The 12,778-nt window shown below is 63.7% G+C and carries 12 protein-coding genes and 1 pseudogene; 7 read left to right on the top strand and 6 right to left on the bottom strand.

What is annotated here, in order from left to right; genetic code table 11:
• Positions 1 to 272, top strand: a pseudogene (locus HMPREF3227_RS13530) (hypothetical protein); the annotation flags it as partial.
• 323 nt (positions 273 to 595) lie between these two features.
• Here HMPREF3227_RS13530 and HMPREF3227_RS13720 read toward each other — a convergent pair.
• Both HMPREF3227_RS13720 and HMPREF3227_RS06185 read right to left on the bottom strand, forming a co-directional pair.
• Positions 596 to 871, bottom strand: coding sequence for an SOS response-associated peptidase family protein (locus HMPREF3227_RS13720; protein ID WP_230384245.1), 276 nt, complete (start codon positions 869 to 871; stop codon positions 596 to 598).
• A 418-nt stretch (positions 872 to 1,289) separates the two neighbouring features.
• Complete coding sequence (locus HMPREF3227_RS06185) at positions 1,290 to 2,111, bottom strand: Fpg/Nei family DNA glycosylase (RefSeq protein ID WP_066492592.1); 822 nt, start codon at positions 2,109 to 2,111, stop codon at positions 1,290 to 1,292.
• Positions 2,112 to 2,664: 553 nt separating this feature from the next.
• On the opposite strand from HMPREF3227_RS06185, the gene HMPREF3227_RS06180 reads away from it, so the two are divergent.
• Together HMPREF3227_RS06180 and HMPREF3227_RS06175 are read left to right on the top strand one after the other, a co-directional pair.
• Positions 2,665 to 4,161, top strand: coding sequence for a DUF1846 domain-containing protein (locus tag HMPREF3227_RS06180; RefSeq protein ID WP_066492588.1), 1,497 nt, complete (start codon positions 2,665 to 2,667; stop codon positions 4,159 to 4,161).
• 39 nt (positions 4,162 to 4,200) lie between these two features.
• A complete protein-coding gene (locus tag HMPREF3227_RS06175) occupies positions 4,201 to 5,127 on the top strand; it encodes an oxygen-dependent tRNA uridine(34) hydroxylase TrhO (protein WP_066511257.1) in 927 nt (308 codons plus the stop codon).
• 30 nt (positions 5,128 to 5,157) lie between these two features.
• On the opposite strand, the gene HMPREF3227_RS06170 is transcribed toward HMPREF3227_RS06175, so the two are convergent.
• From HMPREF3227_RS06170 to HMPREF3227_RS06155, 4 genes are read right to left on the bottom strand one after another with little or no spacing between them, the layout of a single operon-like run.
• Entirely contained in the window at positions 5,158 to 5,634 is a 477-nt protein-coding gene (locus HMPREF3227_RS06170) for a hypothetical protein (RefSeq protein ID WP_066492586.1), read from the bottom strand.
• Between the two features lie 9 nt (positions 5,635 to 5,643).
• Complete coding sequence (locus HMPREF3227_RS06165) at positions 5,644 to 6,621, bottom strand: universal stress protein (RefSeq protein WP_066511253.1); 978 nt, start codon at positions 6,619 to 6,621, stop codon at positions 5,644 to 5,646.
• A gap of 48 nt (positions 6,622 to 6,669) precedes the next feature.
• Complete coding sequence (locus HMPREF3227_RS06160; RefSeq protein WP_066492580.1) at positions 6,670 to 7,155, bottom strand: MarR family winged helix-turn-helix transcriptional regulator; 486 nt, start codon at positions 7,153 to 7,155, stop codon at positions 6,670 to 6,672.
• A gap of 34 nt (positions 7,156 to 7,189) precedes the next feature.
• Positions 7,190 to 8,278 (bottom strand): inositol-3-phosphate synthase, encoded by a 1,089-nt coding sequence (locus HMPREF3227_RS06155; RefSeq protein ID WP_066511251.1) that lies wholly within the window; start codon positions 8,276 to 8,278, stop codon positions 7,190 to 7,192.
• 136 nt (positions 8,279 to 8,414) lie between these two features.
• Here HMPREF3227_RS06155 and HMPREF3227_RS06150 point away from each other — a divergent pair, with 136 nt between their 5' ends.
• The 4 genes from HMPREF3227_RS06150 to HMPREF3227_RS06135 all read left to right on the top strand — a co-directional run bounded on the left by HMPREF3227_RS06150 (position 8,415) and on the right by HMPREF3227_RS06135 (position 12,735).
• A complete protein-coding gene (locus HMPREF3227_RS06150) occupies positions 8,415 to 8,786 on the top strand; it encodes a DUF5318 family protein (protein WP_066492855.1) in 372 nt (123 codons plus the stop codon).
• A 74-nt stretch (positions 8,787 to 8,860) separates the two neighbouring features.
• Positions 8,861 to 11,152, top strand: coding sequence for a transglycosylase domain-containing protein (locus tag HMPREF3227_RS06145; RefSeq protein ID WP_082750285.1), 2,292 nt, complete (start codon positions 8,861 to 8,863; stop codon positions 11,150 to 11,152).
• A 9-nt stretch (positions 11,153 to 11,161) separates the two neighbouring features.
• Positions 11,162 to 12,532, top strand: coding sequence for a glycosyltransferase family 87 protein (locus HMPREF3227_RS06140; RefSeq protein ID WP_066492576.1), 1,371 nt, complete (start codon positions 11,162 to 11,164; stop codon positions 12,530 to 12,532).
• Entirely contained in the window at positions 12,529 to 12,735 is a 207-nt protein-coding gene (locus HMPREF3227_RS06135; protein ID WP_066492574.1) for a hypothetical protein, read from the top strand. The genes HMPREF3227_RS06140 and HMPREF3227_RS06135 overlap by 4 nt, the downstream gene beginning before the upstream one ends.
• Positions 12,736 to 12,778 lie beyond the last annotated feature (43 nt).

Raw genomic sequence — 12,778 nt, 5'->3', positions numbered from 1 at the left:
AGCCGGGCAAGCCAGGTGAGCCGGGCAAGCCGGGTGAGCCGGGTAAGCCAGGCGAGTCCGAGAAGCCGAGCGAGCAGCCAGCCGCTCCGGGCAACTCGGGTGGCAGCTCCGGCGGCTCCGGCCAACAGGGCAGCCAGCCGGAGCAGGCGGAGTCCAGCAGCCAGTCCGCACTGGCACGCACCGGCGCAAACGTCGCTATTCCGGTAGGGATCGCAGCACTGCTGATCCTCGTCGGAACGGCATTGATGACTCTGCGCAAGCGCCAGGACTAAACAGCGCACCCAGGGCCAGCGCTGAGGCCACCCGACCTCAACACTGACCCAACATAGAAGCGGCGGGAGCCGCGGGGACCACCCCGCGCCCCGCCGCTTCCGCATTCCCACCCCACAAGAAACGCACTATTCCCCAGCTCCCCGCCGCGGCTTCCGGGCATACGAACCCCGGCTTCGCCCCACCCTCAACCCCAGTGCATCGGACTACCGCCCCATCAAATGCGGACCGTTGTTAGCCACGTTGCCGCCCACCTTATCCGCCTTCTCGCTCACCAGGCCACCCAACCTGTGCCCGGGCGGCCCTACTGCCATCTCCCGCAAAGTCACTTCATTACCCTCAAGCCAGCGGCACATCTCATCGACCGCGTGGCTCGAACCATCAGCGCTCCCCGCACCACGGCCTCCCCAACCCTTTCTCCCGACACCAGCACCCGCGGCATCCGGTGATGCAACCACTTCATTTCCGGGGCGGCCGCCGTGGTCACCATCGTCGCGTACACCACCCCATTTACCGCCTTACACAGCCCAGCAATAAAAATCGGCCTCCACCGGCGTACGTGAACCAGGGCTGCTTCCGCTGGTCCCCGGCGCGGGGTCATCATCGGCCGTCCACTCGTACCAACCTTCCGTGATGAACACACACGGCTCCGACCCTGCGAAGGTTGGCTTGTCGAAAGCCGTCTCACCGTGGGCTTTGAAGACAGTCTTCGGCGGTTAGCCCCACACCGCCGGCCCGAGGGTCGGAACCCCACGAAACGGCCGCAGCACCGGCATCGTATGAGTGGGCGCGATGTTGTAATTCTCCTGCGGCGCCTCCCCGGCCACCGCGACCCGCTGCTGCCCGGTGCGGCGTCGCATGGCGCCCCGAGCTATTCGGGCGTGCTGAAAAGGACATCACGGCCACACACGGGACCCATTATTCCCAAAAGATGAGAGACTGGAGTCATGTCGACTAGCACCTACCTCGCCTGGCCCGACTTTTAACAGCTAGGCGCGGACAAACGTGCGTGGAGTCGTTTACGCTGATTGCCTTGGCTGGCACGTGGGGCACCAGAAAAGGTTGCGCCCCTCCATGGTCTGTTCGTGGATGGGGGAGCCGCACACGTAGCAGGCCATGCCTTCGCGGCGGTAGACGTAGACCTCGCCGCCGTGGTCGTCCTTGCGCGGCGGGCGGCCCATGGCCTCCGGCGTGTGCTCGGGACGGACCGTGTCGATACGGGCGTCGCGCACGCCAATCCGCATGAGTGTCACGAGGTCGTCCCACAGGGCGTCGAATTCTGCGCGCGTGAGCTCCTTGCCCGGCGTGAACGGTGAGATGCCCTGGCGGAAGAGGACCTCCGCACGGTAGATATTGCCCACCCCGGCAAAGAGGTGTTGGTCCATGAGCAACGAGCCTACGGAACGTGCGGAGCGGTGCACCTTGGTCCAGAGAAACTCTGGGTCGGCGTCCTCGCGCACGGGATCTTGGCCGATCTTCTTCAGCGCGGCGTCGTATTCAGCGTCGGTGATGAGTCGGCACCATTGCGGACCGCGCAGGTTCGTGGCCAACGTCTCATTGCTGATATGCAGGCGGATGTGTCCCCAGTCATCCTCGGGGGCTTCGAAGTAGAGCTTGCCGATGAGGCCTAAGTGGATATGGACGGTGTGCTCCGGCGAGGGGGCGTCGAAGTGAATGAAGAGGTGCTTGCCACGGGCCTCTGCGAAGTCGATGGTCGTGCCGTCGAGAAGTGCGGCCTCAGCGGCGAAGCGTCCTTGCGGGCTCGTGACGCTCAGCGGGCCGGTGCGCAGCTCTGCGTTGAGGCGGTTCGCGAGATGATGGATGAGGTGACCTTCGGGCATGATGTTTATCGTAGTCACGGGATGGAAAGCAAGACTTGCCTACCGTACTTTCCTGGTATCACCATGCGCTCCCATCTCTTGGCCGAAGCAAAGCGAGTGAAAAATACGGGCAACAAGCCGCCCGCGACGCGGTGTGATGTAATTCATAATATGGTGTTTCGTTCATAAGTTGACGCCGTTAACGCAGTTCACGCGCAGAGTATGTTTCTATCGTTTATATGAGATGGCGACATATCAACAAAATGCTGAGGAGATTTCGCTTTTCTCGTGCATAATCATGATTAGTCACCTGAGTGACAGCCTGGGAATGGCTTTAAACTTCACCACTGTAAGAGAACCAGAGGAAGCGCCCTCGTTGCCACCCCTACACTTTTTGGCAGCGCCGAGGCGCTTCCTCCTTTCTTGTCTGGCGGCGAAATCATGCGGTTGAACTGGGCTTTCAAAAAGGAAACGCGGACGGGTGTAAGCTTTTCGTGCGGAATGTTAGACGTCCCAGACCCGCGGCAACGCGGTGTTTGATGGACCCCTCGAGCGCCCCGGAAGGCACCACTACATGACGCACGCTATCGGCTTTGACCGCGAGAAATACATCGAGCTCCAGTCCGAACACATCAACGCCCGCCGCGAACAGATCGGCGGCAAGCTCTACCTAGAGATGGGTGGCAAACTCTTCGACGATATGCACGCTTCCCGCGTCCTGCCCGGTTTCACCCCGGACAACAAGATTGCGATGTTGGAGCGCATCAAGGACGACGTCGAAATCCTCGTGTGCATCAACGCCAAGGACATCCAGCGCCAGAAGGTCCGTGCGGATCTGGGCATCCTGTACGAGGACGACGTTCTGCGCCTCATCGACGTCTTCCGCGGCCGCGGCTTCCTTGTCCAGAACGTCGTCATGACGCAGCTCGAAGACGGCAACAAGATGGCGGAGGCGTTCATCGATCGCCTCGAGCGCTTGGGGCTTACGGTCTCGCGCCACCGCGTCATCCCGGGCTACCCGGCGGACTTCGACCTCGTCGTCTCGGACGAGGGGTTCGGCCGCAACGAGTTCGCGCCTACCACTCGCGATCTTGTCGTTGTCACCGCCCCGGGCCCCGGCTCCGGCAAGCTTGCTACCGCGATGAGCCAGGTCTATCACGAGATCCGGGGCGGCGTGAAGGCCGGTTACGCGAAGTTTGAGACCTTCCCCATCTGGAACCTGCCGCTCGAGCACCCCGTCAACCTCGCGTACGAGGCCGCAACGGTCGATCTCAACGACGCGAATATCATCGACCACTTCCACCTCACTGCCCATGGCGAGTCCACGGTCAATTACAACCGCGACGTCGAGGCCTTCCCGCTGCTCAAGACCATGCTGGAGAAGCTCACCGGCGGCACGCCCTACCAGTCGCCCACGGACATGGGCGTCAATATGGCCGGCTTCTGTATCACGGACGACGAGGTCTGCCGCGCCGCCTCGCAGCAGGAGATCATCCGCCGCTACTTCAAGGCGCTCGTCGAGGAAGCCCGCCTGGGCCTCGACACCACGATGTCGGATCGCGCCGCCGTCGTCATGGCGAAGGCTGGCATCAAGGCCACCGACCGTCCCGTCGTGGCCCCGGCCCGCGCCAAGGCCGAGGAGACCGGCGAGCCCGCTGCCACCATCGAGCTTGCCGATGCCACCATCATCACCGGCCGCACGAGCGAACTGCTCGGCTGTTCCTCGTCCATGCTGCTTAACGCGCTTAAGCACCTTGCGGGCATCGATGATGACATCCACCTGCTCTCGCCGGAGTCCATCGAGCCGATTCAGACGCTGAAGACGAAGCACCTGGGCTCACGCAACCCGCGCCTGCACACGGACGAGGTGCTCATCGCCCTGTCTGTGTCGGCCGCCAAGGACGAGCACGCGCGCCTGGCACTCGAGCAGCTCAAGAACCTCGAGGGCTGTGACGTCCACACGACGACCATCCTGGGTTCCGTTGACGAGGGCATCTTCCGCAACCTCGGCGTGCTCGTCACCTCGGACCCGGTCTTCGCGCGTAAGTCCGCGCTCTACCAGAAGCGCTAAATTCTGGAATCTGCTGTGCTCACGCTTAGAATTGCAGGCGTGAGCATCAGCAAAATTCTCCTCTACTACGCCTTTACTCCCATCGCGGATCCCACGGCCGTCATGTTGTGGCAGCGCACCCTGTGCGAGTCCCTGGGACTCAAGGGGCGCATCCTCATCTCCGAGCATGGCATCAACGGCACCGTGGGCGGCGACATGGAGGCGTGTAAGCGCTACGTGCGCGTGACCAAGGAGTACCCGGGCTTCAAAAACATGGAGTTCAAGTGGTCCGAGGGCGGCGCAGACGACTTCCCGCGCTTGTCCGTCAAGGTCCGCGACGAGATCGTGGCCTTCGGCGCGCCGGGCGAGCTTAAGGTCGACGAGAACGGCGTCATCGGCGGCGGCGTCCACCTCAAGCCGGAAGAAGTCAACAAGCTGGTGGAAGAGCGCGGCGACGAGGTCGTCTTCTTCGATGGCCGCAACGCAATGGAAGCCGAGATCGGCAAGTTCAAAGGCGCCGTCGTCCCGGATGTCACCACGACGCACGACTTTATCGAGGAACTCGAGTCTGGCAAGTACGACTGGATGAAGGACAAGCCGGTCGTGTCCTACTGCACAGGTGGCATTCGCTGCGAGATTCTTTCCTCGCTCATGAAGAACCGCGGCTTCAAAGAGGTCTACCAAATCGACGGCGGTATCATCCGCTACGGCGAGAAGTTCGGCAATGACGGGCTGTGGGAGGGCTCGCTCTACGTCTTCGACGGCCGCATGCACCACGAGTTTGGCCAGGGCCTCGAAGACCCCGGCTTTATCCAGCTCGGTTACTGCGTCCACTGCGGTTCGGCGTCCAATACCTTCCACAACTGCATCAACGAGGACACTTGCCGCCGCCAGGTGCTCATCTGCGATGACTGCGCCTCGCATGTCGAGACGCAGCACTGCGGCCGTCCGGACTGCGCGGAGGTCGCAGCCCAGCTCGCGTCCTAAGTCCGTTCCTTGCGCAAGGAACTGGGGAGCTTAGAGGTTCTGGGCGTTGAGGAACACCTGGAGGACGTCGATGCCCCAGAGCATGAAGTGCAGGGCGCAGAACCAGAAGGTGCCCATCCAGACGAACCAGCGGACGTAGCCGTTGAGCTTGCGCATCATGATGACGCCGGAGCCCACCATGCCGAGGGTGGGGGTGAGCATGGCCAGCGGCATCCAGAGCCAGCGGGCGGTGTCGGTGCACAGCCAGTCTGCCTCGCCGGTTGCGCAGAGCGGCCCGCCGAAGGAGCGGATAATCGGTAGCGAGCCGAGGCCGATGAGCAGCGAGACAGCGACGATGAGGAGCGGGAAGATGATGGCCTGCCGCGTGGAGCGGCGGGAGGCGCGGGCGAGCTTGAGGGGATCGGGGGCATCGGCAAGCTCGTCGAACGTATGTGGCTCGGGCGGCTGCTTGTTCATGGAATCAAGGAGCGAGTCGAGGTCGTTTTCCGGATGCTCAGGCCTGGTCATAGTTGAAGTCTAAACCTCAGCCGGAATGACGATGACGGGGACCGTGAGGTGGGGGAGGAGCTCCGTGGCGTGCGAGCCCAAGAAGACGCGGGCAAAGGGCGAGATGGGGTTGGAACCGAAAACCATGAGGTCAGATTTCTTCCACTTCACCGCGTCCACGGCGCCTTGCCAGCCCGCGCCGGAGCCGAGTACGGAGGAGACCTCGAGCTGCGGGAACTCGTCCTGGACGAGATCCGTCGCGCGATCGAGAAGGGAGAGCGTGTGCTCGTGCCACTCCGTGGCGAGCTTCTTCGTGACGTCGACTTGCGCATTGAGCGGCGGGTGGATGAGCCCGGTGGGTGAGAACGCGACGAGACGCAGCGGGACGTCGAGGCGTGCGGCGAGCGAGGCTGCCTGGCGCAGGGCGCGGTCTTGTCCCTCGTGGTGGTCTTCGCTGAACGCAAAGTTGATGCGCTTCACGCCGCCCTTGGCGAGCTTGGCGTCAGCGGGAGTAAGCCCTACGGCGACGGGGGAGTAGTGCAAGAGGCTATCTGCGGTAGACCCCGCGAGGAGGCGGTGCTTGGGCGCGGCCTGATGGGGGCCGAGCAGGATAATGTCCGCCTTGAAGTCCGCGGCGGCATCGGTAAGCAAACGTGGCTGGCTGGGGCCGACGAGGAGGGCGGAGGGCTCTTTGTCCCAGTGCTTCTTCTCCAGTGTGGAGTCTGCGAGCTGCTTGCGTACGGCATCTGCGTAGGCGGACGATTCTGCCTTGAGCCACTTTTTATACTTGCCGCCCAGCTTGGCGAGTGGGGCCGACGCCCAGGGTTGCACGAAGGTGGAGGCGACGCGCACGCGTACGCGGGTGCTGCGGCCGAGCCACGCGGCGACGTCGATGGCGCCGGTGGACTGCTCCGCGCCAGGCGTGGCCGGGTTCCACAAGACGAGAAGACGCAGGGGAACCGAAGGGTCTGCCAGAGCGGGTGGGAATGCCGCGGAATTTTTAGCCATAGTCACCGAATCAATGAGGAGCGTGCTTTCCTCTATTATTAGCGGCCCCTATCCGTTTTGGGAAAATCGCGGCGGCTGATAAACGGTAGCCAGGCGGCTGATAAGACCCGTGAACTCGTTCGCCGTCTCCAGATCCTCGGGCTCGAGCCAGCGAAGAATTTCCGCGAGTGCTTCCGCACGTTGGCGGGAGACGGTGTTGAGTTCGGCCTCGCCCAATTCCGTGAGTGCGACGAGGACGCCGCGGCGATCCTTTTCATCCCGCATGCGCTCGACGAAGCCGCGCGACTCCAGCTGATACAGGGCATTCGAAGCGGTGGGCATGCGAATGAGTTCGGCTTCCGCGATGGCGGACACCCGGGACGGGCCGCGGCGCTTGAGCTGGTTCATGATGGAAACCTGCGAGGTGGTAAGCCGCGAGCCCTCCGTCGTGCGCTGGAAGATGACCATGAGCTTGTTAAGCGCCGGCTGCAGCTCCGTACTCACCTCGAGCGCGACCTCGAAGCTCGAGGGAGACTCCGCATCTTGTTCATTCATAGAAACTAAATATATCGAAGCCGTCGCATTCTGGCTACTCCCCGCGAATAAAGGCCTCGAGCTGTGCGCGGGCCTCCTCGTCACCCAGCTGCACCGGCGGGGACTTCATCAGGTAGGAGGAGACAGGCAGGATGGGGCCGCCCAGGCCGCGGTCGAGTGCAATCTTCGCGGCGCGCACAGCGTCGATGATGACGCCAGCGGAGTTGGGGGAGTCCCAGACCTCCAGCTTGTACTCGAGGTTGAGCGGAACCTCGCCGAAGGCCGAGCCCTCGAGGCGCACGTAGGCCCACTTGCGGTCGTCCAGCCACGGCACGTAGTCCGAGGGGCCGATGTGGACGTTGTGGTCATGGACCTTGCCCGCGAGCGGGGACTCGTGGAGGTTGGAGGTCACCGCCTGAGTCTTGGAGACCTTCTTCGACTCCAGGCGCGTGCGGTCGAGCATGTTCTTGAAGTCCATGTTGCCGCCCACGTTGAGCTGCATGGTGCGGTCAAGGCGCACGCCGCGGTCCTCGAAGAGCTTGGCCAGGACGCGGTGGGTAATCGTGGCACCCACCTGGCTCTTGATGTCGTCGCCCACGATGGGCACGCCCGCGTCCGTAAACTTCTGGGCCCACTCCGGATCCGAGGCGATGAAGACGGGGAGGGCGTTGACGAAGGCGCAGCCTGCGTCGAGCGCGGCCTGAGCGTAGAACTTATCCGCCTCCTCCGAGCCCACTGGCAGGTAGGACACGAGGACGTCCACCTGGGCGTCGCGCAGCGCCTGCGCCACGTTCACCGGCTCGGCCTCGGACTCCTCGATGACCTCGCGGTAGTGCGTGCCCAGGCCGTCGAGCGTCGGGCCGCGCTGGACGGTCACGCCCAACTCCGGGATGTCCGCGATGGTGATCGTGCAGGACGTCTCCGTGCGGGTGGCGTCTGCGAGGTCGTGGCCCACCTTGGCCGCGTCCACATCAAATGCAGCGACGAATTCGACGTCGCCCACGTGGTAGCCGCCGAAGACGGTGTGCATGAGCCCCGGGATCTTCTGCTCCGCCGGGGTGTCGCGGTAGAACTTCACGCCCTGGATGAGCGACGTGGCGCAGTTGCCCACGCCGGCAATGGCGACGCGCACCTTCTGTGACATTGATGTATTTCCTTTCCGCGCGACTATCGCGCTTCCGGGAGCCAAGCTAGCGGGGAATTTACCAGAAGTGGGGACCTGGAGAGACTGGATCGTTGAAGCCCAGTGCGGGGAGGCGTGGGTTAGGCTGGGTGCCGTGATTCCCGGAGTTCGAACCAAGCACCCTGTCTCCCACGCGTGGGAGCGGGCGGCGCACCTGCGCGATTTTCGGGACGGCAGGCTCCAGCGCGATGAGATCTGCGACGCGGACTTCTTGCTGCGCGCCGCCGCCACCCATCACGGCGTGGACTCCCCGCGTCCGTGTCCGATCTGCGCGAGTCCCATGCGCGTGACGTATTGGATCTTCGGCGACGTCCTCGGACGGCGCGCCGGGAGCGCCCGCCCGCCCGCCGAAGTCGCGGAGATCGGCGCGGAGCTCGCCGCCCGCGGGGAGGAATTCACCGTCCATGCCGTGGAAGTGTGTCCTACATGTCACTGGAACCATCTGCTGGAAACGGCCACGGTCTATTAGGAATCCCAGGATTGCGTGTTAAGTTTTAAGGTTTAAAGAGATACCTCTCCACCACTTGAAGAAAAGGCGCACAGGTGACCGATTCCGAACAACCGAAGAGCACCGGCGAGTCCCGGGGCCGTCACGCTCTCGACAACACGTCAGCTGCGAGGACGCGTGCCAAGGCCGCACAGCCGACGAAGAAGAAGCGTCGCCGCTGGCCATGGATCGTGCTGATCGTCCTGCTCGCGGCGATCCTCATCCCGCTCGGACTATTTGCTTTCGCGTACTCGCAGTACAAGGTTCCTGAACCCCAGGAACTGGCGAATAAGCAGATTACCACCATCTACGCGAACGACGGCCAGACGCAGCTCGCCCGCCTCGTCCCGCCGGAGGGCAACCGCACGCAGGTCAAGCTCGAGCAGGTTCCGCAACACATGCAGGACGCGGTCTTGGCCGCTGAGGACCGCGAGTTCTGGACAAACTCCGGTTTTTCCTTCACCGGCTTCGGTCGCGCCGTCGTGGGTCAGCTCACCGGCAACCCCACCGCCGGTGGTGGTTCGACGATTACCCAGCAGTACGTGAAGAACACGCTCGTGGGCAACGAGCGGTCCTACGTGCGCAAGGCTCGCGAGCTCATCTACTCCGTCAAGATGACCAACGAGTGGGACAAGGAGACCATTCTCAACGCGTACCTCAACACGGTCTATTTCGGTCGCAACGCCTACGGTATCCAGGCGGCGTCCAACGCCTACTTCAATAAGAACGTCGAGGACCTCACCACGGAAGAGTCCGCGCTGCTCGCCGGCGTCATCCAGGCGCCGTCTGCCCTCGACCCGGCCGTCGACCCTGAGGCCTCCGCTGGCCGCTGGAACTACGTGCTTGATGGACTCGTGGAGATGGGCGTCCTCGACGCCTCGGAGCGCGCCGGGATGCAGTTCCCGCAGACGCGCGACCCCTCTGAGTACTCCGCGTACACGGAGGCCACCGGCGCCAACGGCCACATCAAGAACCAGGTCATCGCCGAGCTCGGCACCATCGGCATCACCGAGGAAGACGTGCAGACCCGTGGCCTGCAGATTACGACGACCATCGACATGAACGTCCAGAACGCGTCTCTCGATGCCGCCGATACCGCCCTCGCCCCGCTCCAGGAGGATGCCCGCGCCGCAGCCGTGACCGTCGACCCGAAGACGGGCGCTGTGCGCGGCTACTTCGGCGGTCACGACGCCAACGGCTGGGATTACGCCAATGCTCCCATGCAGACCGGCTCGATCTTCAAGATCATCGGGCTCGCCGCAGCTGTCCAGCAGGGAATTAGCACGGACACGTACTACTCCTCCGCGCCGTACCAGCTTGAAGGCACGAACATCATTGTGAACAACGCCGAGGGCGGCTCGTGCGGTAGCTGTTCGCTCAAGGAAGCGCTGAAGAACTCCTACAACACGTCCTTCCAGCGCCTCCAGGCGGACCTTGCGAATAAGTCGCAGGACACTGCGGACATGGGCCACGCCCTGGGCATCGCCCCGACCTACGCCAATGGCGATAAGACGCTGAGCGAGGAAGGCCAGCGTCCGTACGACGGCATCATCCTGGGCCAGTACCCGTCCCGCGCCATCGACATGGCGACCGTCGTCGCGACCCTGACCAACGATGGCATCTGGCACGACACTCACTTCGTGCAGCGCGTGACGGATTCCTCCGGCGAGGTGCTCTATGAGCGCCCGGAGGACACTGGCGAGCGTCGCGTGTCCAAGCAGGTGGCCCGCAACGTCATCGAGGCCATGGAGCCCATCGCAGCTTGGTCCAATGGCGCGCTGGCGGGCGGCCGTCCGTCCGCTGCGAAGACCGGTACCTCGCAGCTGGGCGATACTGGCGCGAACCGCGACACGTGGATGATTGGTTCCACCCCGCAGCTGGCTACCGCCGTGTGGGTCGGCACCGCCGACAACACGTCTGCTATCTACAACGCCTGGGGCGGCATCATGTACGGCTCCGGCGCTGCGACGCAGATTTGGAAGTCCATCCTCGACACCTCGCTCGAGAACCAGGACTTCGAGTACTTCCCCGACGCCGTCCCGGTCCGCTACGGCACGGGCACGGCGGGTTCTGGCTACTACTATGACCCGTCCTGGTCCTCCGGTTCCTCCAATACATGGTCGGATTCTTCGACGGATGACGCCGCTGCTTCCGATGCCCCGGATGACGAAAATCCTGCCGATGCCCCCGCGGGCGGCCAAGAGTCGCCCGCCGCGCCGGCCGCTCCCGCGGCCCCGGCTGCACCGGCGGAGAATGGCAACGGCGGCACCGGCGGCGGAAATCAGGATGCGCTCACGCAGCTGGGCAATGACCTCAACAACGCCGTCAACGACTTCCTCAACCAGTAGGCCGCGCGCATGACCGTCACTGCTCTCTCCCGGGAGCCTCTCGCCCGCGGGCTTGTCGATTTCTTCGGCGGCCCGCGCGGCACGCATGCCTCGCGCCCCGTCAACGCCATGCGGTGGGTTCTCTCCGTTGGCTGGGTCTTCCTCGCCTTCGCTTACCTGGCCAAGGCCAACTGCGCGGGTGGCATCAAGAATGAGGACGGCACGGTCTCGCTCAACTGGGCGGGCGCGCGCCAGTACACCTCGTTCTGCTATAACGACATCATTCCGCTCTACGGCGGACGCGGTCTGGACAAGCCGGGCTTCGTCTACGCGTACTCGTGGCAGGAGGGCGATCTCACTCGCTACATGGAGTACCCGGTCCTCGCTGGTCTCTTCCAGGGCTTTGAGGGCTGGCTCGCGCGTACGACGTATCCGCTCGTTTCGTGGGCCGTCGCCGACGCTGGTTGGTACTTCGCGCTTACCGCGCTCACGATGGCCATCATGTGGGTGGCGACCCTGCGCATGGTGGGCGAGCTCCTCGGCAACCGTCTCTGGGACGGCTTGCTCGTCGCCGCGAGCCCGCTCGTCATCATGCATGGCTTCACCAACTGGGACATCCCATCCATCACGTTGGCCGTCGCCGCGCTGCTTGCCGTGAGCAAGCGCAAAAACTGGCTGGGCGGCATCCTCATCGGCCTGGGCTTCGCGTTTAAGATGTGGCCGCTGTTCATGCTCGGCGCGTTCCTCGTGCTCGCCATCCGGCACCGTCGCTTCGTGCCCTTCTTCAGGCTGCTTGGCGGTGCCGTGTGCGCGGCGGCAGTCGTCAATATTCCGATCGCGCTGCTCTACCCGGATGCCTGGTACGAGTTCTTCCGCCTCAACTCCACGCGTGGCTGGGAGTGGACGACGCTCTACGCGATGATTGCGCGCAACGTCCCCAACTTGCCCATGTCGGCCGAGTTTGTCAACGTCTTCTCGCTCGTGGGCTTCCTCGCGCTGTGCGTGGGCATCCTCATCTTTGGTTTGCGGACCCAGCGCACCCCGCGCGTGGCGGAGCTCGTCTTCCTCATCCTCGTGGCCTTCCTCATGCTCAACAAGGTGTGGTCGCCGCAGTATTCGCTGTGGCTGCTCGTGCCGGCCGTCCTCGCGCTGCCCAACTGGCGGCTCATTTTCACGTGGGGCTTCTTCGATGCCCTCGTCTGGCCCATCCTCATGCTCCACATGCATGGCGTGGAGAACAAGGGCCTGCCGGGAGAGATGCTCGACCTCGCCATCTGTCTGCGCGACGGCTTCATCCTCGCCATTGCCGTGCTCGTCATCCGTCAGATGCTGGGCAAGAGCCGCGACAAGGTGCTCGCGGACAATGGCACCGATCTACTAGCAGGAGATTTCGCGAAATGACCTTCACCATCGTGGGCATCGTGTCCATCGTCATCGGCTTTTGCTGCGTGATGGGTGCCTACTACACGTTCCAGAAGGGCGAGCCGGGCTCCAACCGCACGGTGCCCATCGTGCTGGGGCTCCTCGCCTTGGTGTTCCTCACCATCATTCCGGCGGGAACGGCCGTCTTCTTCGCCGCGCCCGGCGGCCAGCAGCTGCCGTAACTCTGGGTCCAGAACCACACTTCGGAATTACACTTTTGTCATT

This window comes from Corynebacterium sp. CMW7794 (assembly GCF_001563605.1).
Lineage (GTDB): Bacteria > Actinomycetota > Actinomycetes > Mycobacteriales > Mycobacteriaceae > Corynebacterium > Corynebacterium phoceense.
Note: the sequence above shows the minus strand (reverse complement) of the source record. Positions and strands in the feature narration are given on the sequence as shown.